The 19,143-nt window shown below is 59.8% G+C and carries 16 protein-coding genes and 1 pseudogene; 11 read left to right on the forward strand and 6 right to left on the reverse strand.

Translation table 11 applies throughout. The features are described from left to right. Positions 1-41: 41 nt before the first annotated feature. On the reverse strand, positions 42-938 hold the full coding sequence (locus tag Q1A75_RS06305) for a LysR family transcriptional regulator (RefSeq protein WP_299556084.1): 897 nt from the start codon (positions 936-938) through the stop codon (positions 42-44). Positions 939-1,062: 124 nt separating this feature from the next. Between Q1A75_RS06305 and Q1A75_RS06310 the strand changes: the two genes are divergently transcribed. The 8 genes from Q1A75_RS06310 to pobA all read left to right on the forward strand — a co-directional run bounded on the left by Q1A75_RS06310 (position 1,063) and on the right by pobA (position 11,220). Next, complete coding sequence (locus Q1A75_RS06310; protein ID WP_299556086.1) at positions 1,063-2,025, forward strand: tripartite tricarboxylate transporter substrate binding protein; 963 nt, start codon at positions 1,063-1,065, stop codon at positions 2,023-2,025. A gap of 44 nt (positions 2,026-2,069) precedes the next feature. Continuing rightward, positions 2,070-2,501, forward strand: coding sequence for a tripartite tricarboxylate transporter TctB family protein (locus tag Q1A75_RS06315; protein ID WP_299556088.1), 432 nt, complete (start codon positions 2,070-2,072; stop codon positions 2,499-2,501). A 3-nt stretch (positions 2,502-2,504) separates the two neighbouring features. Beyond that, entirely contained in the window at positions 2,505-4,013 is a 1,509-nt protein-coding gene (locus Q1A75_RS06320; protein WP_299556090.1) for a tripartite tricarboxylate transporter permease, read from the forward strand. Beyond that, a complete protein-coding gene (locus Q1A75_RS06325) occupies positions 4,010-5,221 on the forward strand; it encodes a CoA transferase (RefSeq protein WP_299556092.1) in 1,212 nt (403 codons plus the stop codon). The genes Q1A75_RS06320 and Q1A75_RS06325 overlap by 4 nt, the downstream gene beginning before the upstream one ends. A gap of 158 nt (positions 5,222-5,379) precedes the next feature. After that, on the forward strand, positions 5,380-7,800 hold the full coding sequence (locus tag Q1A75_RS06330) for an FAD-dependent oxidoreductase (RefSeq protein ID WP_299556094.1): 2,421 nt from the start codon (positions 5,380-5,382) through the stop codon (positions 7,798-7,800). Further along, positions 7,797-9,326, forward strand: coding sequence for a trimethylamine methyltransferase family protein (locus tag Q1A75_RS06335; protein ID WP_299556096.1), 1,530 nt, complete (start codon positions 7,797-7,799; stop codon positions 9,324-9,326). Before Q1A75_RS06330 ends, Q1A75_RS06335 begins: the two co-directional genes overlap by 4 nt. Beyond that, positions 9,323-10,000, forward strand: a complete 678-nt coding sequence (locus Q1A75_RS06340) for a TetR/AcrR family transcriptional regulator (protein WP_299556114.1) — start codon at positions 9,323-9,325, stop codon at positions 9,998-10,000. The genes Q1A75_RS06335 and Q1A75_RS06340 overlap by 4 nt, the downstream gene beginning before the upstream one ends. 50 nt (positions 10,001-10,050) lie before the next feature. Further along, positions 10,051-11,220 (forward strand): 4-hydroxybenzoate 3-monooxygenase, encoded by a 1,170-nt coding sequence (gene pobA / locus Q1A75_RS06345; protein ID WP_299556098.1) that lies wholly within the window; start codon positions 10,051-10,053, stop codon positions 11,218-11,220. Between the two features lie 193 nt (positions 11,221-11,413). On the opposite strand, the gene Q1A75_RS06350 is transcribed toward pobA, so the two are convergent. From Q1A75_RS06350 to Q1A75_RS06370, 5 genes are all read right to left on the reverse strand, one after another. Further along, entirely contained in the window at positions 11,414-12,904 is a 1,491-nt protein-coding gene (locus tag Q1A75_RS06350) for an AMP-binding protein (RefSeq protein ID WP_299556100.1), read from the reverse strand. Beyond that, entirely contained in the window at positions 12,901-14,298 is a 1,398-nt protein-coding gene (locus Q1A75_RS06355; protein ID WP_299556102.1) for an aldehyde dehydrogenase family protein, read from the reverse strand. The genes Q1A75_RS06350 and Q1A75_RS06355 overlap by 4 nt, the downstream gene beginning before the upstream one ends. A gap of 67 nt (positions 14,299-14,365) precedes the next feature. After that, positions 14,366-15,334, reverse strand: a complete 969-nt coding sequence (locus Q1A75_RS06360) for a tripartite tricarboxylate transporter substrate binding protein (protein ID WP_299556104.1) — start codon at positions 15,332-15,334, stop codon at positions 14,366-14,368. Between the two features lie 40 nt (positions 15,335-15,374). Continuing rightward, positions 15,375-15,839 (reverse strand): tripartite tricarboxylate transporter TctB family protein, encoded by a 465-nt coding sequence (locus tag Q1A75_RS06365; RefSeq protein WP_299556106.1) that lies wholly within the window; start codon positions 15,837-15,839, stop codon positions 15,375-15,377. Continuing rightward, complete coding sequence (locus Q1A75_RS06370) at positions 15,836-17,365, reverse strand: tripartite tricarboxylate transporter permease (RefSeq protein ID WP_299556108.1); 1,530 nt, start codon at positions 17,363-17,365, stop codon at positions 15,836-15,838. The genes Q1A75_RS06365 and Q1A75_RS06370 overlap by 4 nt, the downstream gene beginning before the upstream one ends. A gap of 109 nt (positions 17,366-17,474) precedes the next feature. Here Q1A75_RS06370 and Q1A75_RS06375 point away from each other — a divergent pair, with 109 nt between their 5' ends. The 3 genes and pseudogenes from Q1A75_RS06375 to Q1A75_RS06385 all read left to right on the forward strand — a co-directional run. Further along, positions 17,475-18,506 carry a substrate-binding domain-containing protein gene (locus tag Q1A75_RS06375; RefSeq protein WP_299556110.1) on the forward strand — a complete coding sequence of 344 codons (1,032 nt, stop codon included), beginning with the start codon at positions 17,475-17,477 and terminating at the stop codon, positions 18,504-18,506. A 17-nt stretch (positions 18,507-18,523) separates the two neighbouring features. After that, positions 18,524-18,982 carry a hypothetical protein gene (locus Q1A75_RS06380; RefSeq protein ID WP_299556112.1) on the forward strand — a complete coding sequence of 153 codons (459 nt, stop codon included), beginning with the start codon at positions 18,524-18,526 and terminating at the stop codon, positions 18,980-18,982. A gap of 60 nt (positions 18,983-19,042) precedes the next feature. Beyond that, positions 19,043-19,143 (forward strand): annotated as a pseudogene (locus tag Q1A75_RS06385) (IS5/IS1182 family transposase); the annotation flags it as partial.

The raw sequence follows: 19,143 nt of genomic DNA on the forward strand, positions 1-19,143 counted from the left end.
TGCCTCCCGAAACCTGCGCAACAGTACGCAGTTTTCGCTTGCTATCCTGTGGTGCATCTTTCGGCAAAGACACGGCGCAAGGCAGCCTCGAACGCTTGGGTCAGCTCTGGTTTTCTGCTGCGGTTCGGTGCGAAAAGGCCAAATTCAATCTCCATGCGCGGTTCCCAGTCGACAAGGCTGACCAGCGGTTCCAGTTCAGGGTCCAGGGCGACCGGATCGGCAAACGTAAAGCCAAATCCCCGCTGTACCAACCGGTACGCTGCAGAGCCCAAGGAAACCTCGTGCGCGACGTCAAGCTGCGCCCCGATTGTATTCAGCTCTTGATCGACAATGCGGCGGATAACTGTCGTATCATCAAGCGCGATGTAGGGTACACCAACCATATCCATTGGGCGCAATACGGACCGCGTCGCAAGTGGATGGTCGTAGGAAACGGCAATCCTGAGAGGGGCAGCCCCGAGCCGGATCGGCGCTGGTCTATCGATCGGTAAAGGCAGTGCTGAAATCCCAACATCAAAACGGTCATTCGTCATCCGACGCCCCAAATCACGACGCCGGTGAATCTCAAGCTTGATGGGTTGATCTGTGAAGCTGTCTCTAAGCTCAGCAATAGCTGGCAACACGAGGCCGTTCACAATTCGGGACTGCGCAATGATACGAAAGGGTTCGGGTGTGCTCGATTGTATCTGGCGGGCAAACTCCGGCAACGCCTCGATCTGGGACAGGATGCGCAAGGCCTCGGGATAAAAACGTTCAGCTTCCCCCGTGGGCACGAGGCGCTTCTTGTCCCGTTGGAAAAGGCATATCTCGAATTCCTCCTCCAGCAACTGCAAGAGTCGGCTGGCCGCAGATTGGCTAAGGTGCATGGTACCCGCCGCGCGTGCAAGTGTGCCTTCCTCCATCACGAGTACAAAGACTTTGAGACTGCGCAGGTTCATAACTTCGAATTTCTCGATCTATACTTCCGACAATTGCGTTTTTTCTAAATTATCAAGTACGATACCGTCCAGCCATGATCGCAATAGCGTTGCTGAAAACGTCAACGAACCATGGGAGGACATAATGAAAAGACGCGAATTTATCGGGACCAGCCTGGCCGCTTCCGCACTGCTGGCCGGAACCCCGGCCTTGACCGAGTGGGCGCCGCGGCGGCCCATCAATGCCATCCTGCCCTATTCGGCGGGTGGCGGGACTGACGCGCTGGCTCAGGCGGCAGCAGCATCTGCCGATGGTATTCTGCCCGTGCCGCTGGTTATCGTGAACAAGCCGGGTTCGTCAGGCATCACAGGGGCCACCGAAGCGGCCGCATCTCGACCCGACGGTAACACAGTGATGGTGACCTCGGCAGGGTCTTTTCTTCTGACATCCATGCTGAGGGACACCGATGTGAATCCGTTCGACAGCTTCGACATCATCGCGCAGATCGGCAACCTGACCCCCGCCGTCATCGTACCAGCCAACAGCCCGTTCCAGTCTGTGGAGGACCTTGTGGATTCAGCGCGCGCCAATCCCGGCAGCCTGCGTTGGGCACATAACGGGCGCGGCGGCTTCCACCAGGTTGCTGGCCAGAGTTTTCTCAACCGCAATGGGCTCGAGGCGCAGGATGTACCGTTCAAGGGAGGTGGTCCAACCCGCGCTGCGGTTATCGGTGAACAAGTCGATTTTGCCTTTGTCGGTATCCAGCAGGCGGCAGGTTTCGAAAACGAATTGCGCGTTCTTGCACTGGTCGCACCCGAGCGTGACCCGATCCGCGATGATGTGCCCACACTGGCCGAACTTGGTTTCGACTATGTGGCCGTATCATCGCCCATCGTCTTCTTTGCGCCCAAGGGAACCGATCCGAGTGTCGTGTCAGGAATCGAGGCCGCGTTGAAGAAAATCACCGAGACACGGCAATTTGCCGATCTGATGCGTGAACGCGGCAATGTTCCGGCATTCCTGACCGGGGCCGATACCAAGGCCCGTCTGCGGCAAATGCAAGCTGACACCCAGCCCGTCATCGATGCGCTGAAGCAACAAGGCTGACGGACGTGACCTCAGGGCCTTCTCCTGCCCCTCGGGTGGTCGGCGTGGCGTTGGTCCTGCTCGGGATAAGCGCCACTGCGACATCCATGGGCATTTCACTGGATCAGTATGGCCGTTGGGGTGCCCGGTTCTTTCCCTTGGCGGGATCCATCGCACTAATCCTGCTTGGTCTTATGGAACTACGAAATGCGCCCGCGACAAGCGCTGTTGAACGCAAGCATCTGCCCGCCATCGCGGCATTGTTGATCCTGTCGGTTGCCTATGTCTGGATGATCTCAGCGCTTGGATACTTGGTTGCCACCGCTCTGGCTGCACCCGCAGCACTTTGGGTCTTTGGCGTGCGCAGCGCGGCGGGTCTGGGCGCCGCCGCACTTCTGTGTTCGATCGCCTATCATCTTGTATTCTTCAAGCTGCTTGGCGTCTTCCCTCCGCTTGGTCGTTACTTCGACCTATTGGATGTAATCGGAGGGTATTGAGTGATGGATGTCTTCCCTGCCCTACTTGGTGTCTTATCGGATCCCGTCCTGCTGGGTTGGGTCCTGCTGGCGGCCGTGGTCGGGATGATCGTTGGGGCCATTCCTGGACTGACCGCATCGGCGGCCATTGCAATGCTTCTGCCGCTGACGTTCTACATGGAGCCCCTGCCCGCCCTCGCCTTCCTTTATGTCATAGGCAAATCCGGGCGCTACGGCGGGTCCATCGCCGCAATCCTGTTCAACACGCCGGGCACAGCCGCATCTGCCGCCACGCAGCTTGATGGGTATCCACTGGCGCGACAGGGCAAGGCCAGCAAAGCCATGAAGGTAGCCACCATCTCTTCGGTCATCGGGGATTTCACTGGCGAAATCCTGTTGATCGTCGGCGTTGCGTGGATCGCCACCATCGCCCTGAAACTGGGCCCGCCAGAACTGTTTACAGTCTATTTCGCGGCCTTCATCGTGATTGGTTCGGTGATCGGAAAGTCGGTCACACGCGGGCTGGCCTCAGCCGCCTTGGGTGTGCTGGTCGCGATGATCGGCCTTGATCCCATCAGCTCGACCGAGCGGTTCACCTTTGGCAGTTTCGACCTGACCAACGGGATCGGTCTGGTGCCGCTGATGATTGGCATCTTCGTTCTGGGCGAGGTCTTTGCCCAGATCGAGGAGCGCGGAAAAATGACCGAAATGGTGCAGAACGGCAATGACGCCGCGCGCAACACGCTGACCTGGGCTGAATACAAACCGTGCCTGCCACATGTGGCACGTTCGTCCTTTATCGGGGCCTTCATCGGCATGCTGCCCGGGCTCGGTTCCGCCATCGCCGCCTTTGTCGCCTATGGTGAGGGCAAGCGGCGGGCCAAAAACCCCGAGGCATGGGGCAAGGGCGCACTGGAAGGTGTGGCAGCGCCCGAAGCCGCGAACAACGCAGTCAGCGGCCCCTCCATGGCCCCACTTCTGACGCTTGGGATTCCCGGCTCGACGATCGGGGCGATCCTGATCGGTGTGTTCCTGATCCACGGTATCCAGATCGGTCCGACGATGTTCCTGACCAGCCGGGACCTTGTCTATGCGCTGTTTGCCTGCGGCCTGATCGGCATCGTGTTTTATGGACTGATCGGCTATTTCGGCGCGGCGTTCGTGGGACGGTTCATCACCCGTATCCCGACCAAGGTGCTCTACCCGGTGATCTTCCTGACCTCCTTTGTCGCCGCCTACACCTCGCGCGGCAACCTGTTCGACGTCTATGTTATGGTGGCCGCAGGCTTTGCGGGCTGGGCCATGCGCAAGCTGGACTTCAACCCGGCTGCGTTTGTCATCTCGTTCGTGTTGGCCGGTGGCGCGGAAGAGACATTTCGCCAGGCCCTCCTGCTCTCGGACAACGGCCTGATGATCTTCGTAACACGACCCGTCGCACTGCTTTTCCTCCTGATCGGCGTCACCGCGCTGGTCATGCGGGTGCGCAGTCTGAACCGGCAATCCCGCGCGCCACATATGGAAACCGCACAATGACGGCCCCGCTTGATGGCATCCGCGTGATTGACTGGACGCATGTTCTGGCTGGCCCCGCCTGTGCCTACTACCTCGGCCTGCTCGGGGCTGAAGTGATCAAGGTCGAACGCCCCGGTCGCGGCGATGCAATGCGTCATCGCGGCGGCACCGACAAGGCCCGCGCCGCTGCCGGGATGAGCACAGCCTACATGACCCAAAGTGCCGGCAAGCACAGCGTTGCTCTGGACCTGTCTACCAAGATGGGCAGGGACGTGTTCGACCGGCTGCTCCGGTCAGCCGACATTCTGGTCGAAAACCACCGGCCCGACACCCTCGCCCGCCTTGGGCTGTCCGAGGCAGAAACGCGCGCCATCAACCCACGGCTGATCCATTGCGCCATGACCGGCTACGGACGCAGCAACGATATGTCGGGGGCACCGGCATATGACGTGAACATTCAGGCCATCAGCGGGTTGATGGCCCTGACGGGCATCAAGGACACCGGTCCACTTCGAACGGGCGCACCGATCATCGACTACGCGACGGGCCTAACGGCAGCACTCGCCACGGTATCGGCCCTGATGCGGCGGCAGAACACAGGTGAAGGTGCATTTGTCGATGTCTCCATGCTCGAAACCGCATTCAGCTTGATGAGTTCAACACTCACCGATTTCCAACTGACCGGAACAGAGCCGAAAGCGCGCGGAAACGCGGCGAACAGCAGATCGCCCTCGTCGGGTGTGTTTGACTGCAAGGTCGGGCAGATCAGCCTGGGCGTGAACGAGGATGCACAATTTCAGGCACTTGCCCACGCCGTGGACCGGACCGATTGGCTAACAGATGCACGTTTTTCCAATGCGGTGGCACGCGATCAAAACGGTGCGGCCCTTGGGCAGGACATCGCGGACGTGCTGCGAACGCGCTCTGCCGACGATTGGGAGCAGCGCCTGATGGCAACCGGTGTTCCATGCGCACGCGTCCGTACACTGGCCGAAGCTTTGGATTTGCCACCCGCAACACAGCGCAACATGCCACAGCGCGGGGCCGCGGGGTTTACCGGCTTACCGTTCCTGATGGATGGGATGCACGTACAAGCCGATGCGCTTCCACCACGGACACTTGGCACAGATACGAATTCGATCCTGAACGCGCTGGGGTATTCAGAACAGCAGATCGCCGCGCTGGTCGACGCTAGCGCAATCCACGCGCCGGATCAGCAGAACGCCTGACCGCAGCTCCTGACCCACGCGCGGCAAACCCACACCGCAAAGGCGCCACCTGACCGCGGGTCGCAGTTTGACCCCGGCGTGTCGTGAAAGTACTGGACAGAGCTGTCCAGTGTTTCGCACCCTGCCGGCAATCAACAGTGAGTCGACGGGGACGGAACATGAATTCGCAATACCGGGTTGTCGTGATTGGCGGCGGTGTGGTGGGGGCTTCGGTCCTGTATCACCTGGCAAAGATGGGATGGACCGACGTGGCACTGATCGAACGGTCGGTCCTGACCGCCGGGTCAAGCTGGCACGCCGCAGGCGGCATTCATGCCCTGAACGCCGACCCGAACATGGCCGCGCTGCAGGCCTACACCATCGACCTGCTGTCAGAGATCGAGGAAGAAAGTGGCCAGAATATCGGGTTGCACATGACCGGCGGCCTGACGCTGGCGGGCACACCCGAACGCTGGGAATGGCTGCAATCGGCCTACCGCATCTTCCAGTCCATCGGGATCGAGGATTGCGAGCTACTGACCCCACAACAGGCGCAGGAACGCTGCCCGATCATGTCCACGGACGGCGTGCTAGGCGCCATGTGGGCCGATCGCGAAGGGTACGTGGACACCACCGGCACCGTGCACGCCTATGCCACGGCGGCCAAGAAACGTGGCGCATCCGTCTTTGAACACACCAAGGTCGAAGCACTGGAACAGGTCCATGACGGTTGGATCGTCAAGACGGACAAGGGCGACATCCGCTGCGAACACGTGGTCAACGCCGCAGGCCTCTGGGCAAAGCAGGTGGGCCGCATGGCGGGTGTGGAATTGCCGGTCTCCCCGCTCAAACACCACTACCTGATCACCGACCAGATCCCCGAAGTCGCCGCCCATGATTTTGAGATGCCGATGACCGTGGACCTCGAAGGGTTCACGTACATGCGGCAGGATCAGAAGGGCATCCTGATCGGCATCTACGAGATCGAGCATCAACATTGGGCCATGGACGGCGCGCCATGGAACTACGGGATGGAGCTGTTTCAGGAAGACCTCGACCGGATCGAGAACGAGCTGATGCTGGGCTTTGCCCGTTATCCATCCGCTGAAAACGTCGGAATCAAGACATGGGTCAACGGCGCCTTCACCTTCTCACCCGATGGCAACCCGCTGGTCGGACCAGTCCCGGGCAAGCGCGGCTACTGGTCGGCCTGCGCCGTCATGGCTGGCTTCCTGCAGGGCGGCGGCGTGGGCAAGTCGCTGGCCGAATGGATGATCGAGGGCGAGCCCGAGGCCGATGTCTACTGCATGGACGTCGCCCGCTACGGCAAGTTCGCCGAGAACAAGCAGTACATCAAGGAAACCACCGGCCAGTTCTATTCCAGGCGGTTCGTGATGTCCTATCCCAACGAGCAACTGCCCGCAGGCCGTCCGCTCAAAATGGCCCCGGCCCATGACGCCATGACCGCTGCGGGCTGCCGCTGGGGATCAAGCTGGGATCTGGAAACGCCGCTCTACTTCGCGCCATCCGAGGATTTCGAAGAGAACCTGACGCTCAAACGCTCAAACGCGCATCAAATCGTGGCCGCCGAATGCAAGAACGTGCGCGAGAATGTCGGCATGGTCGACATCACAGGTTTCTCCCGGTTCGAGGTGACGGGCCCCAATGCCGAAGTCTGGCTGAACAACGTCATGGCCTCGAAACTACCCGCCCCCGGTCGTGCCAAACTGGCCCCGATGCTGGGCGAAGACGGTCGGCTCAAGGGCGACCTGACCGTCCTCAACTGGGGCACAGACTCGTCTGGACACTGCACGTGGTGGATCATGGGCTCCTACTACCTCCGCGCCTGGCACATGCGTTGGTTCGACGACCACATGATCGACGGCGTGCAGGTCCGCGATCTGGGCGAGGAGATGTGCGGCTTTGGCCTCACCGGTCCCAACTCCCGCAAGGTGATCGAGAAACTCTGCCATCAGGACATCGGTGCGCTCAAATTCATGGGCTGCGGCGACTTCGATGTGGGCATGATCCGGGCCAAGGTGGCGCGCATGTCTGTCGCGGGTGAGTTGGGGTACGAGATCAACTGCCGCTACGGCGACCACGTCAACTTGCGCCGGATGCTGCTCGAAGCGGGCGAGGAGTTCGGCCTGCAAGAATACGGCTTCAACGCCATGCTGTCGCTGCGGCTGGAAAAGTCGTTCGGCATCTGGTCGGCTGAATTTACCCAAGGCTACACCCCCGGCATGACCGGCATGGACCGATGGATCGACTGGAACAAGGAGTTCGTAGGCAAGGCTGCGGCTGTCGCTGAGTGTGATGGCAATGGTCCCGCGCAACGGTTGGTGACACTTGAGGTCAACGCGGATGATGCCGACGCCAGCGGCTACGAACCCGTATGGAACGGAGAAAGGCGCGTGGGATTTGTCACCTCGGGCGGCTACGGGCACACGGTTCAAAAATCGCTCGCGATGGCGTTGGTCGATGCCGACGCAGCAGTCGAAGGCACGGACCTGAAGGTCCACGTCGTCGGCGTGGAACGGTCCGCCAAGGTGATCGCCCCCTCACCCTACGACCCGACAGGCAAGGCGATGCGGGGATGACCGACCTCCCCCGCCGTCGCCGCGGTCGTGGTGCGCTACCGCAAAAGGCGCGCTCCACCAACTACCGCAACCTGCGCAACCCGTTCCCTCCGATGAACGTGTTTTCGGAGGACCGCATCGCGGCCATGCACGAGGCAGCGCTGGATGTGCTGGAACGGCTGGGGATCAAGGTGCTGCTGCCCGAAGCACGGGCGCAGTTCAAAGCAGGCGGTGCGCGTGTCGATGACAGCTCCGAAATGGTGCATATCGGGCACGAGATGGTCGAGGCGGCACTCACCACCGCACCCAAATCCTTCCCCCTGATCGCGGGCAATCCTGACCGCAACCTGGTGATGGAACTGGGCTCCATGATCTTCCAACCCGGCGCAGGCTGTCCCCATGCCACTGATCTGGAACGGGGCCGCCGACCCGGCACCGAACAGGACTTTCGCGAGCTGATCACCCTGACCCAACACTACGACGTGCTGCACATGATCCCGCCGCTGGTCGAACCACAAGACGTGCCCATCCACCTGCGTCACTACGCCATGACCAAGGGACAGATGGAACTGACAGACAAGCTGCCCTTCATCTATTCGCGCGGCACAGGACAGGTCGAAGAAAGCTTCGAAATGCTGCGCGATTTTCGCGGGCTGTCGGACGCGGACTTCACCGCCAATTCCCATTGCTACACGATCATCAACACCAACTCGCCCCGGCAACTGGACATCCCCATGGCCCTTGGTGTCATGGACTTTGCCCGCCACGGCCAGATGGCGATTATCACGCCCTTTACCCTGATGGGGGCTATGGCGCCGATCACGGTGGCGGGCGCCATGACTCTCAGCCATGCGGAGGCCTTGGCCGCAATTACTCTGGGCCAGTTGGTCAATCCCGGCGCGCCGGTTTGCTATGGCACATTCACCTCGAACGTGGACATGAAATCCGGCGCCCCGGTCTTTGGCACGCCCGAACACTTCAAAGCCTCACTTGCCGCTGGCCAACTCGCCCGCCACATCGGCCTGCCATGGCGTTGCGCCTCTGGCTCTGCCGCAAATCTAGGCGACGTACAAGCCGCCAACGAAACGCAATTCGGAACATGGGGATGTTTGTTGGCCGGGGCCACTGTCACGCTGCACGCCGCCGGTTGGCTGGAAGGCGGCTTGACCATTTCCTATGAAAAGCTGGTCACGGATGTCGAGGTGTTGCAAATGATGGCAGAGCTGTGCGCAACCACACCCGCTGACGAGGCCGAGATCGCAATGGATGCACTGGAAGAGGTCCAACCCGGCGGCCACTTCTTTGGCGCAGCGCACACGATGGAACGCTACGCGACCGAGTTCTATGAACCCGTAGTTGCGGATTTCGCCAATTTCGGCACATGGGAAGAACGCGGCAGCGTCGACGCCACAGCCCGCGCAACAGAGATCTGGAAAGGCATCCTGCGCGACTTCACCCCACCCGCCACCAACGGCGACCGGATAGAAGCCTTGCACAAATACATCGCAGACCGGACAGCCGCAGGCGGCTGCGCCCCCACAAGCTGATGTCAGAGCCGCTTCTCCACCGCGACGACCCCGCCAAGGATCCGCTGGTCGGCAATATCAAGGTCACGCGCCAGGACTGGCTGAACGCAGCCCTTTCCGTGCTCAAGCAAGGCGGGGTCGAGGCCGTGAAAGTGGCAGAGATGGCCGGGCAAATGGGTGTCTCACGATCCAGTTTCTACTGGTACTTCAAGAACCGCACTGACCTACTGAATGCCCTGCTGGATCATTGGGAACGCAGCAACACGGCGGCCATGGTCGCGCAGGCAAACGCCCCTGCCCGCACGATCACCGATGCCTGCTGCAACGTCTTTCGCTGCAACATCAACACCGCGCTCTTCGACAATCGGCTCGACTTTGCCATCCGGGATTGGGCGCGGCGCTCCGAACGGGTCAATGCGGTCCTCAAAGCTGGCGACGATGCACGCATCGCAGCCCTGACACATATGTTCCTGCGGTTCGACTATCCCGAACTGGAGGCAAAGGCGCGGGCGCGGGTCATCTACTACATGCAGCTTGGCTACGACGACGCCAACCTTGGCGAAACGCTGGACGAACGGCTGGCAATGGTGCCCGGATACCTCGTCGCCTACACAGGCCACACCGCATCAGACGCCGAAATCGAGGCCTTCGCCACCTACGCCCGCGACGTCACCGGCCACACCGGCCCTGCTTGACCTTTTTCCAAAATAGTTATGTCGTATGACAAATCTCTGGGGAGGGTATCATGCGCACTCAGGTCGTCATCGTCGGCGGTGGGCCGTCCGGCCTGTTGCTGGGCCAGTTGCTGTACAAGGCCGGGATCGAAACGGTCGTTCTTGAGCGCAAATCCCGCGAATATGTCCTTGGTCGCATCCGCGCAGGCGTGCTGGAACGGGGCCTATTCGGTCTGATGGGCGAAGCGGGTGTGGACACCCGGATGAAGGCGGAAGGCTTCGCGCATGACGGCACGCTCATCGCCTATGACAACGACATGTTCCGCGTGGATTTCACCACCCACACTGACGCAACGGTTCTGGTCTACGGACAAACCGAAGTGACGCGCGACCTTTATGATGCGCGCGATGCAACAGGCGGCGACACGCGGTTCGAGGTCGAAGATGTCGTGATACACAACGCCGACACCGACGCGCCTCATGTCACCTTCTCCCAACACGGCCAAAACCACCGGATCGACTGTGATTTCGTGGCGGGTTGCGACGGGTTTCACGGCGTCAGCCGTCAGACAATTCCCGAAGCCGTGCGGCAGGAGTATGAAAAGGTCTATCCCTTCGGCTGGCTCGGCATCCTGTCCGAAACGCCGCCCGTCAACGATGAACTGATCTATGCCAACTCGGACCGCGGCTTTGCCCTCTGCTCGATGCGGAACGAGAACCTCAGCCGATACTACATCCAGTGTGACACATCAGATGACCCGTCAAACTGGACCGACGACACCTTCTGGGACGAGCTGCGCCGCCGTGTCCCGCCACAAGCGGCAGACACTCTGATCACCGGCCCCAGCATCGAAAAATCCATCGCCCCGCTGCGCAGCTTCGTGTGCGAACCCATGCGTTGGGGGCGTCTGTTCCTGTGCGGCGACGCGGCCCATATCGTTCCACCGACCGGCGCCAAGGGCCTCAACACCGCCGCATCTGACGTTCACTATCTGAACCAGGGACTGCGCCAATTCTACGGTGATAACGACAGCAATGGGATCGACCGTTACTCGGAACACGCTCTGGCCCGCGTCTGGAAAACACAACGCTTCAGCTGGTGGTTCTCGACCTTGATGCACCACTTTCCCGGGCAAACCGCATTCGACAAGAAAATGCAGTTGGCAGAGCTTGCATTTTTACGGGACAGCAACGAGGCACAGGCGGCCATGGCGCTCAACTATGTCGGTCTGCCCTATTAGCTTGCGCACCGGCACCATCGACGCACGTGTCAGCTCGGAGGGGGAGCGGACGCCGTTCAGGCGATCGCGGCAAGCACACTCACATCGCCAGAAGTTGAACGCGGTTCAGAAAGAAGACGCAACCTTAGTCTTGAAGCAGTACGCTACAAAAAGGCACGCCGCTTCCGAGCATGCATATTGCAGTGTTGATACTTCAGGCTTGTATCAGCTCTGCCAGCTTCAGTCTTTGGATCTTGCCCGAAGGACCCTTTGGCAGTTCGTTCAGGAAGTGAACTGCATCCGGTGATTTGAAAATGCCAACACGTTCGCGGCACAATTCAATCAAGGCATCTGCGTTCAAAAGCGACCCATCACGCAGCCGCACAGCCGCTTCGACACGTTCACCATAGCTACCGCATGGGCGTGCAAAGGCAGCAGCCTCGACGACGTCAGGATGGGAATAAAGTGCTTCGTCAATTTCCCTTGGCGCAATATTCTCCCCGCCCTTGATGATCAGCTCTTTCAGTCTTCCCGTGACAAACACATAGCCGTCTTCGTCCATCCGGGCGAGGTCACCAGTCCGCAACCAACCGTTCCGAAAAGTGGCCGAAGTCGCATCACTGTTCTTCAGATACTCAAGCAGCGTGTTGGGTCCACGCACCACAATTTCACCTTCTGTTCCATACGGAGCCTCGCTGCCATCCACTTTCTGAATGGCCACGTCACAGCCGAAGGCGATGCCAGGCGAGCCGATCTTTCGCGTGGCAGGTGGAAGAGGATTTGAAAAAATCTGTGCTGCCGTTTCGGTTAGCCCCATCGTTTCAATAATCGGGACATCAAAACGCTTCTCGAAAGCGGACTGAGTTTCGACTGCCAACGCTGAAGAGGCCGAGCGGCCGAAGCGGAGCTGGCGTTTACATCCTTGCGTCGGCTCTGCTGAGCCGTGAAGCAGATGGGAGATAATCGTGGGCACTACAGAGAACCATGTCGCTCCACTGGCTTCGGACTGTTCCCAGAAACGCGAGGCCGAAAATTTGGCTGCCATCGCCAGCGAACCGCCAGACACGAGGCTGCCCATGACCGTCACGCACAGGCCGTTGATGTGATACACGGGCAGAACGCAAAAACCGCGGTCCGCGGCACTGAGCGCGTGGGCGATGGCGGTTGTCCAGCCGCCAGCCAGCAGACTTGCATGGGTATGCACGACACCCTTGGGTCGCCCGGTTGTGCCCGATGTGTACATTAAAAGTGCATGATCCTCAGGCATCACCTCGTGCAGATCGACGTTATGTGTGCCGAATAACGGCACCGGCCTTACGTCAGCGGTGTTGGCCTGCGCGAATTGAGCGGCACAGCTGTCGTGGACGAAGGCATATCGTGCCTCGGAGTGTTGAAGCGCGTAATTGATAGCGTCACGGCCCGCCGCAAGGTTGATCATGGTGGCGCGAAAGCCGCCATAGACGGCGCCATAAAAGGCAGACACGGCTTCTGGACTGTTTGGCGCGACGATGGCGACGCTTTCACCCTTTTCCACACCCTTTTGGGTCAGCACCGCTGCAAATCCCTGCGCTGCGGACTGCAGATCCCTCCAACTCAACGCCGTGTCAGTTTCAGGGAACACGATGGCCGTCCCGCCAGATACCGCTCGCGCATCCAGCCAATCACGAATGGTGCCGCGTGGTGGAGCGTGTCGCTCCAGCTTCAATGGCCCGCCTCCTGCCAGTAAGCGCCAAAGATGTCTTCGAGGGCGGGCTCGCGGTCAGGTATCTCCCGCACAATCTTGGTGGTCTGCAAAAAGTGCTTCCAATGAACATTGTCATCGACCGCGTTGCCACCCCACGCCCCGCAGCCCATGCTGAGCGAAAACGGCATCCCGTTGGTAAAAGACCCACCCGTCGCAAAAGTATGCGCCTGGTTCACGATAACGCGGCTGGTTGGGATCATGGTGGCAAGCTGCATCGCGCGGTTGGGGCTTGTACTGTGCAGGCCGACGGAGTGTCCGGCCCCTTGGTGACACTGAATGGTATCCGTCATGGTAACGGCCGCCTCGAAATCCGATGCCCGGTACAGCGCCAGCACACGGCTTAGCTTTTCTCCACTCAATGGATGTTCAGGACCAACACCGCTGGTCGGTACGGCTATGTATTCTGTCCCCGCGGGGACAATATCCTGCAACCCGAGCGCGGTGATCATCTTGTCGGCATCCTGGGCGATCACTTCCCGGTTCAAATGCCCGTCTGGCCAGAGCTTCGCCACGATCCCCACCTCGTCGTCCACCACCGCGCCACCGGCACGCTCCAGCGCAGCAACAAATGCGTCATAGACAGCATCCAGCACTACAACAGCGTTCTCAGAAGAACATGAGGTCGCATTGTCGAATGTTTTCGAAGCGCGGATTTTCTCGGCTGCCGCGTCCAGATCAGCCGTCTCATCCACGATCACGGTCACGTTGCCCGCTCCCACGGCAACGGCAGGCGTGCCGCAGGTCTGCGCGCGCTGCACGTTGTTCTGGCTGCCAGTCGCGACGACTTTGTCACAGGCTTCCATCAAGCGTTGCGTTTTCGCTTTCGACCCAGGTGCAGGGACCATCTGGACGAGATCGGGGTTCTCGCCGACCTTGGCGAACTCGGCATGGATAAACTCGAGCAGCCGCTCGCAAGATGCGACGCCCTTGGGCGACGGAGCGACGACGATCGCGTTGCCGCATTTGAGTGCGTTTATAATGTTGTTGGCGGGCGTTGCTGCCGGATTGGTCGAAGGCACGATAGCACCAATGACGCCCATGGGACGGGCAATTTCCGTGATGCCCATTTCAGCATCGTCCCGGATAACGCCAAAGGTTTTGGCATTCGATATGTCGCGCAACAGGCCCAGCGTCTTGCGATGGTTCTTGGTAATCTTGTCAGGCACGTTGCCCAGGCTCGTTGTCTGAACCGCAAGTTCGGCTAGTTCGCGGTTGCGGGACGGTTCCATGATTGCCCAGCCCACCGCTTGCGCTGCGCGGTCATAGCGATCCTGACTGCCCTCTGCCTCGTACATGGCCTGCGCGACGCGCGCGCGGTGAAGGATGGCGTCAAGCTCTGCGAGTTCGTCGGTCATGTTCGGGCCTTCGTCGGATGGCGGGGTGAACCCCGCCCTACGGGATCGTGCAGGGCGGGGAAATAGCTTAGAGGCCAGCAAGCAGTTCCTTGAGCGTTTCCTCGCGCGCGGCCCACATCGCGAGCACTTCGTCGCGAGTCATGATGTGCATCGGTGAGCCGCCTGCCTTCATCTTGCCCGCAACGCGCTTGTTCTCGAACATGGTCGGCACGGTTGCGGCCAGCTTGTCGATGATGGGTTGTGGCGTGCCCTTGGGCACCATCACGCCACGGAAATTGACGCTGGCATTGTCGATATCAAAGCCCTGCTCCATCAGCGTGGGCACGTCCGGCAGGAACTCGTTCCGTTCCAGATCGAATACGCCAAGGATTTTGACATTGCCCGCTTCACGCGCGCGGAAGGCATCGGACAGGTTGTTGACACCGCCCAAAACCTCGCCTGCGATGACCGACTTCATGGCACCGGCACCGCCCTTGTTGCTGGGAATATAAGCCAGCTTCACGCCCGCAGCTTTCTCGAGTTGAAGCGCAGCGATGTGGTGCCCCACAAAAAGGCCCGCGCCAGAGAAGGTCAACTTGCCCGGGTTCGCCTTGGCGTAGTCGACCACATCCGTCATCGAGTTGAATGCGCTGTCGGCGGCCACAACGAACACGGCAGGGTCCGCACCCCAGTTGGCGATAGGTTCAAAGCTCTCGGCGGAATACTCGACCCCACCTTCGATCGACTGTGCAATGAAGTGCGGGATGTTGTATGCGCCAAGTGTATAGCCATCGGAATCGGCCTGCGTGGCAAACCAGTTCCAGCCGACCCGGCCACCCGCACCCGGCTTGTTGATGATGGCGATGGGCATGCCAAGCGCATCTTCGTTCCCAGCGGTCATCGTGACGATGCGCGCCTGAAAATCCGTGGCCCCGCCCGCACCATAGCTAACCATCATCATGATGGGGCGCTCGGGAAAGCTTTCGTGGCCATCGGCCAAGACACCGGTCGTAAGTGTCGTCAGCCCCAATGCGGCGGCTGCTAGCAGTTTCTTCATGGGTTTCTCCTCCCTAGGGTCGTTCTGCCGCTTTTGCGGTTCAGAAAAAGATCTCTCGCGGTGTGAACACGTTCAGAAGCCCCGCAAAGAGACCGTACATGACCGCCAGAAACCCGGCGGTAATGACCACGCGCTTGATCCAGCTTTTGACCTCGCTGTGCGGGGCTGGATCGTAAAGCGACAAAAGAATGAAAAAGACGATGGTGGTCGCGGTGTAGAACCCCAGTCCCTTGGCGGCCCAATAGACAAGGACCAGCGCCACGATCAAACCCGGCAGGATGTTCAACATCGCCTGCTGATCAAGGCCGTTGCCAACCTTGGTCCGGCCGAGGACCGCCTTGCCAAACGTCCAAAGCGCCAGCACGACAAAGACAGTGGAGATCATGCGCGGGAACAGGAACGCAGCAGCAGGCTCCTGCGTGTAGCTAATATAAGCGACGGCGACGCCAATGGCGGCTACGACGCCGCTTGCCACAATGTGCTGGGTACGCGGCAGATCGGTCATGACAGCGCCTCTTCCTTACGCACGGCGTCGTCTTTGGTTGTGTATCGACGACTGCGCAGTTCCATCCAGATCGAATAGGCCACAGAGGCAACCACGATTGCGATCAGGCCCACGTTCAGCGGACCAGTAAAGAAGTACTGACCGACGTTTGACGTGGCGTTGGCGATCATCGATCCCTGAATGAAATTCGCTTCTGCAATCGGGCCAAGGATCAGGCCCAGCACCAGCGGGGCCGCCGAAAAACCAAAACGCTCGAGGAAGTACATCCCTGTGCCCAGCGCCATCATGACATAGACATCGCCCATGGAGTTCTGGACCGAATAGCTGCCAAAGACAGCAAGCCCAAGAACGATGGCTGCCATGACAGCGTTGGGCACCTGTGCGACTTTGGCAGCCAGGCCCGCCACGTAGAGCCCGAAGATGCACATCAGGATCTGTCCGATCAGCATGGAGTTGATGAAGGTCCAGGCAACATCGGGATTGTTGTCAAAAAGATCGCTGCCCGGAAAAATACCATGGATCAGCAAACCACCCAACAGCACTGCCGCCGTGGGTGAACCAGGGATAGACAGGGTCAACAGCGGCACGAGAGACGGGCCGACCATCGCGTTGTTGGCGCTTTCGGCGGCGATGACGCCCTCGCTATGGCCAGTGCCGAACTTCTCGCGCTCGGGGCTCATCTTCTTGGACTGATCATAGGCTACAAGACCAGCAATCTGACCACCCACCCCGGGGATCAGGCCAATGACTGATCCGGTGATCGTACCGATACTCAACGCGCGCGATCGGCGAAACACCTCGCGAAACGCGTCCCGGATCGGATGCTTTTCGACGGTCAGCACTTCGGCATCAAGTGACACGCGGCCCTTGGCGAACATGGTGATCACTTGCGGGATTGCAAATAGCCCGATCAGCGCCGGGATCACGTTGATCCCGCCTGACACGCTGGAGTGAAAGATGAACCGTTGCGCGCCCATGATGTCATCAAAGCCGATGGTGGCAAGCCATAGGCCAATACAGCCCGACAAGAGCCCTTTGACCACCGAACTGGAATCAAGTGACCCGATCACCGTCACGCCCAGAATGGCGAGCCAGAACAGGTGCGACGGTCCAAAGGCCAGCGCCCATTTCGCAAGAACCGGTGTAAGGAAAATCAGAAGCAACACGCCAAAGACGCCGCCCACTGCCGAGGCTAGGAACGACAGCTGAAGGGCCCGTGCCCCCTGCCCCTTTTGCGCCATCGTGTGCCCATCAAGTGTCGTGGCAATATTGGCCGGCGCGCCGGGTATTTTCAGAAGGATCGCGCTGACGGCCCCCCCGGCGACAGTCGACGTGTAAGCGGCCCCGAGCAGGATAAGACCTTGCGCCGGCTCCAGCCGAAAAGTGAACGGGATAAGCAAAGCCACGGCCATTGTCGGGGACAGTCCCGGTGTCGCCCCCAGGATCAGCCCACCGATGGTGCCAAGCAGCAGAAGCCCGAAATTGATCGGTGCAAAGACGTCGCCAAAGTAGGCCAGAAATTCCAACGCCGTATCCTCCCCCACCCATTCAGGGTTGACTGATCAGGTTAGGGGATGAAAATAGTATTGCAAATGTTTTCATTTTTGCGACACAGACACGGCACAAAATCCTGATATGACAGGTAAAAAAGTAGATATCATCACGGTTTCAAAGGCTGCGCGCGTCTCACCCTCGACCGTGTCGCGCAGCTTCAATCATCCCAACCTTGTCAAAGCTTCGACCCGCAAGAAAATCGACAATGCAGTCCGTCGGTTGGGCTATATCCGCAACCGCGCCGCGCAAACCATCCATGGCATTCGCAGTGGCACCGTGGGCCTAATCGTGCCCACGGTGGACCACGCGATTTTCGCAGAACTGATCCAAAGCTTTTCCGAGGCCATCGAAGAGCTTGGCTTTACGATCCTGCTGGCCTCGCACGGATATGATTTGCAGCGCGAATACGCCCTGACCCGAAAGATGCTGGAACATCGCGTGGACGGGATGGCATTGATTGGTATCGCGCATGAGGATGAAACCTTTGGGCTGCTAAAAAACCAGAACGTCCCGACCGTCCTTCTTTGGAACCATTCGCAAACATCGCCATTCCCATCCGTCGGCTCTGACAATTTTCAAGCGGGCTGGCTGGTCGGCCATCACATTGGTCAGTTGAACCACTCACGGGTCGCGGGTCTGTTTCCGCCCATGGCCGGTAACGATCGCGCCATTCAGCGGCGCAAAGGTGTTGAGGCTGCGCTGGCCGAGTTCGGCGTGCACATCCCTGATGTCTGGGACATCGAAACTCCGTACAGCGTCGGCGACGCAAAAAATGCGGTGATCCAATTGATGTCGGGTGACGACAATCCCACTGCTATTGTCTGCGGCAATGACGTGCTGGCTTGGGGTGCGCTTTACGCCTTGTCGAAGGAAGGTCTGAACGTCCCAGCAGATGTGTCTGTCACCGGCATTGGGGATTTCAAGGGATCACGAGACTTCGAACCGGCACTAACCACGGTCCGCATCCCTGCGCGACAGATCGGCGCCAAGGCAACCAAGACAATCGCAGCGAAAATCATCGAGTCTGATGTCGATGCACCAGGAGAACTGGTAGTCCCCGAACTGATCTTGCGACAGACTTGCGCGGCGCCGATGACAAAACAGGACATCTAGGCAGGCGCGCGCCACCAATGCTCGAGAGCCACCTCAGAAACACCTCCCATGCGCCCGAGCGCAACAACGCCAACAGAATTGGTGCTTGTCCGGTGAACACGCCCGGCGACATCCGGCGCGTGGCCCCTTGGTATACGGATCAGGCGCAGCACGAGCAGTGGCTGGGCTTTGGCGATTACCTCGATGTGTTAGACCGGACGGAACTGGGCGTGAATGTCATGGCGTTTGTTGGTCATGGCACAGTGCACCGTGCAGTGTTGGGCGACGAACTTCACCCGGGCGAGGCAGACGACGTGGCCAGGATGGCACGGCTTGTCGATCAGTGCATGGACGAAGGTGCCAGCGGCTTTTCGTCCGGCTTGGAGTACTTTCCAGGCGGCCTCGCAGCACCCGAACATCTGGTCCCGATGTGCGAAGTGGCGGCCAAGTATAAACGTCTCTATGCGACCCATGTGCGCAACCGCGACACCCCCTAGGCTCAGGACCCATTGATTTCCGCTGCGGGGCGTGTTTCACGGCTGCAAAAAGCGGTGAACATGTCTGATCTTTTCTGGCTGACAGATGCGCAGATGGCGCGTCTTGAGCCCTTCTTTCCAAAGTCCCATGGTAAGCCACGCGTCGATGACCGGCGTGTTCT

This window comes from uncultured Tateyamaria sp. (assembly GCF_947504105.1).
GTDB lineage: Bacteria > Pseudomonadota > Alphaproteobacteria > Rhodobacterales > Rhodobacteraceae > Tateyamaria.

Excerpts from the sequence above, each read along its gene's own strand:
- Q1A75_RS06375 (WP_299556110.1), top strand. The coding sequence starts at position 17,475 with ATGACAGGTAAAAAAGTAGATATCATCACGGTTTCAAAGGCTGCGCGC.
- Q1A75_RS06380 (WP_299556112.1), top strand. The coding sequence starts at position 18,524 with ATGCTCGAGAGCCACCTCAGAAACACCTCCCATGCGCCCGAGCGCAAC.
- Q1A75_RS06325 (WP_299556092.1), top strand. The coding sequence starts at position 4,010 with ATGACGGCCCCGCTTGATGGCATCCGCGTGATTGACTGGACGCATGTT.
- pobA (WP_299556098.1), top strand. The coding sequence starts at position 10,051 with ATGCGCACTCAGGTCGTCATCGTCGGCGGTGGGCCGTCCGGCCTGTTG.
- Q1A75_RS06365 (WP_299556106.1), bottom strand. The coding sequence starts at position 15,839 with ATGACCGATCTGCCGCGTACCCAGCACATTGTGGCAAGCGGCGTCGTA.
- Q1A75_RS06330 (WP_299556094.1), top strand. The coding sequence starts at position 5,380 with ATGAATTCGCAATACCGGGTTGTCGTGATTGGCGGCGGTGTGGTGGGG.
- Q1A75_RS06310 (WP_299556086.1), top strand. The coding sequence starts at position 1,063 with ATGAAAAGACGCGAATTTATCGGGACCAGCCTGGCCGCTTCCGCACTG.
- Q1A75_RS06355 (WP_299556102.1), bottom strand. The coding sequence starts at position 14,298 with ATGACCGACGAACTCGCAGAGCTTGACGCCATCCTTCACCGCGCGCGC.
- Q1A75_RS06305 (WP_299556084.1), bottom strand. The coding sequence starts at position 938 with ATGAACCTGCGCAGTCTCAAAGTCTTTGTACTCGTGATGGAGGAAGGC.
- Q1A75_RS06360 (WP_299556104.1), bottom strand. The coding sequence starts at position 15,334 with ATGAAGAAACTGCTAGCAGCCGCCGCATTGGGGCTGACGACACTTACG.
- Q1A75_RS06335 (WP_299556096.1), top strand. The coding sequence starts at position 7,797 with ATGACCGACCTCCCCCGCCGTCGCCGCGGTCGTGGTGCGCTACCGCAA.
- Q1A75_RS06320 (WP_299556090.1), top strand. The coding sequence starts at position 2,505 with ATGGATGTCTTCCCTGCCCTACTTGGTGTCTTATCGGATCCCGTCCTG.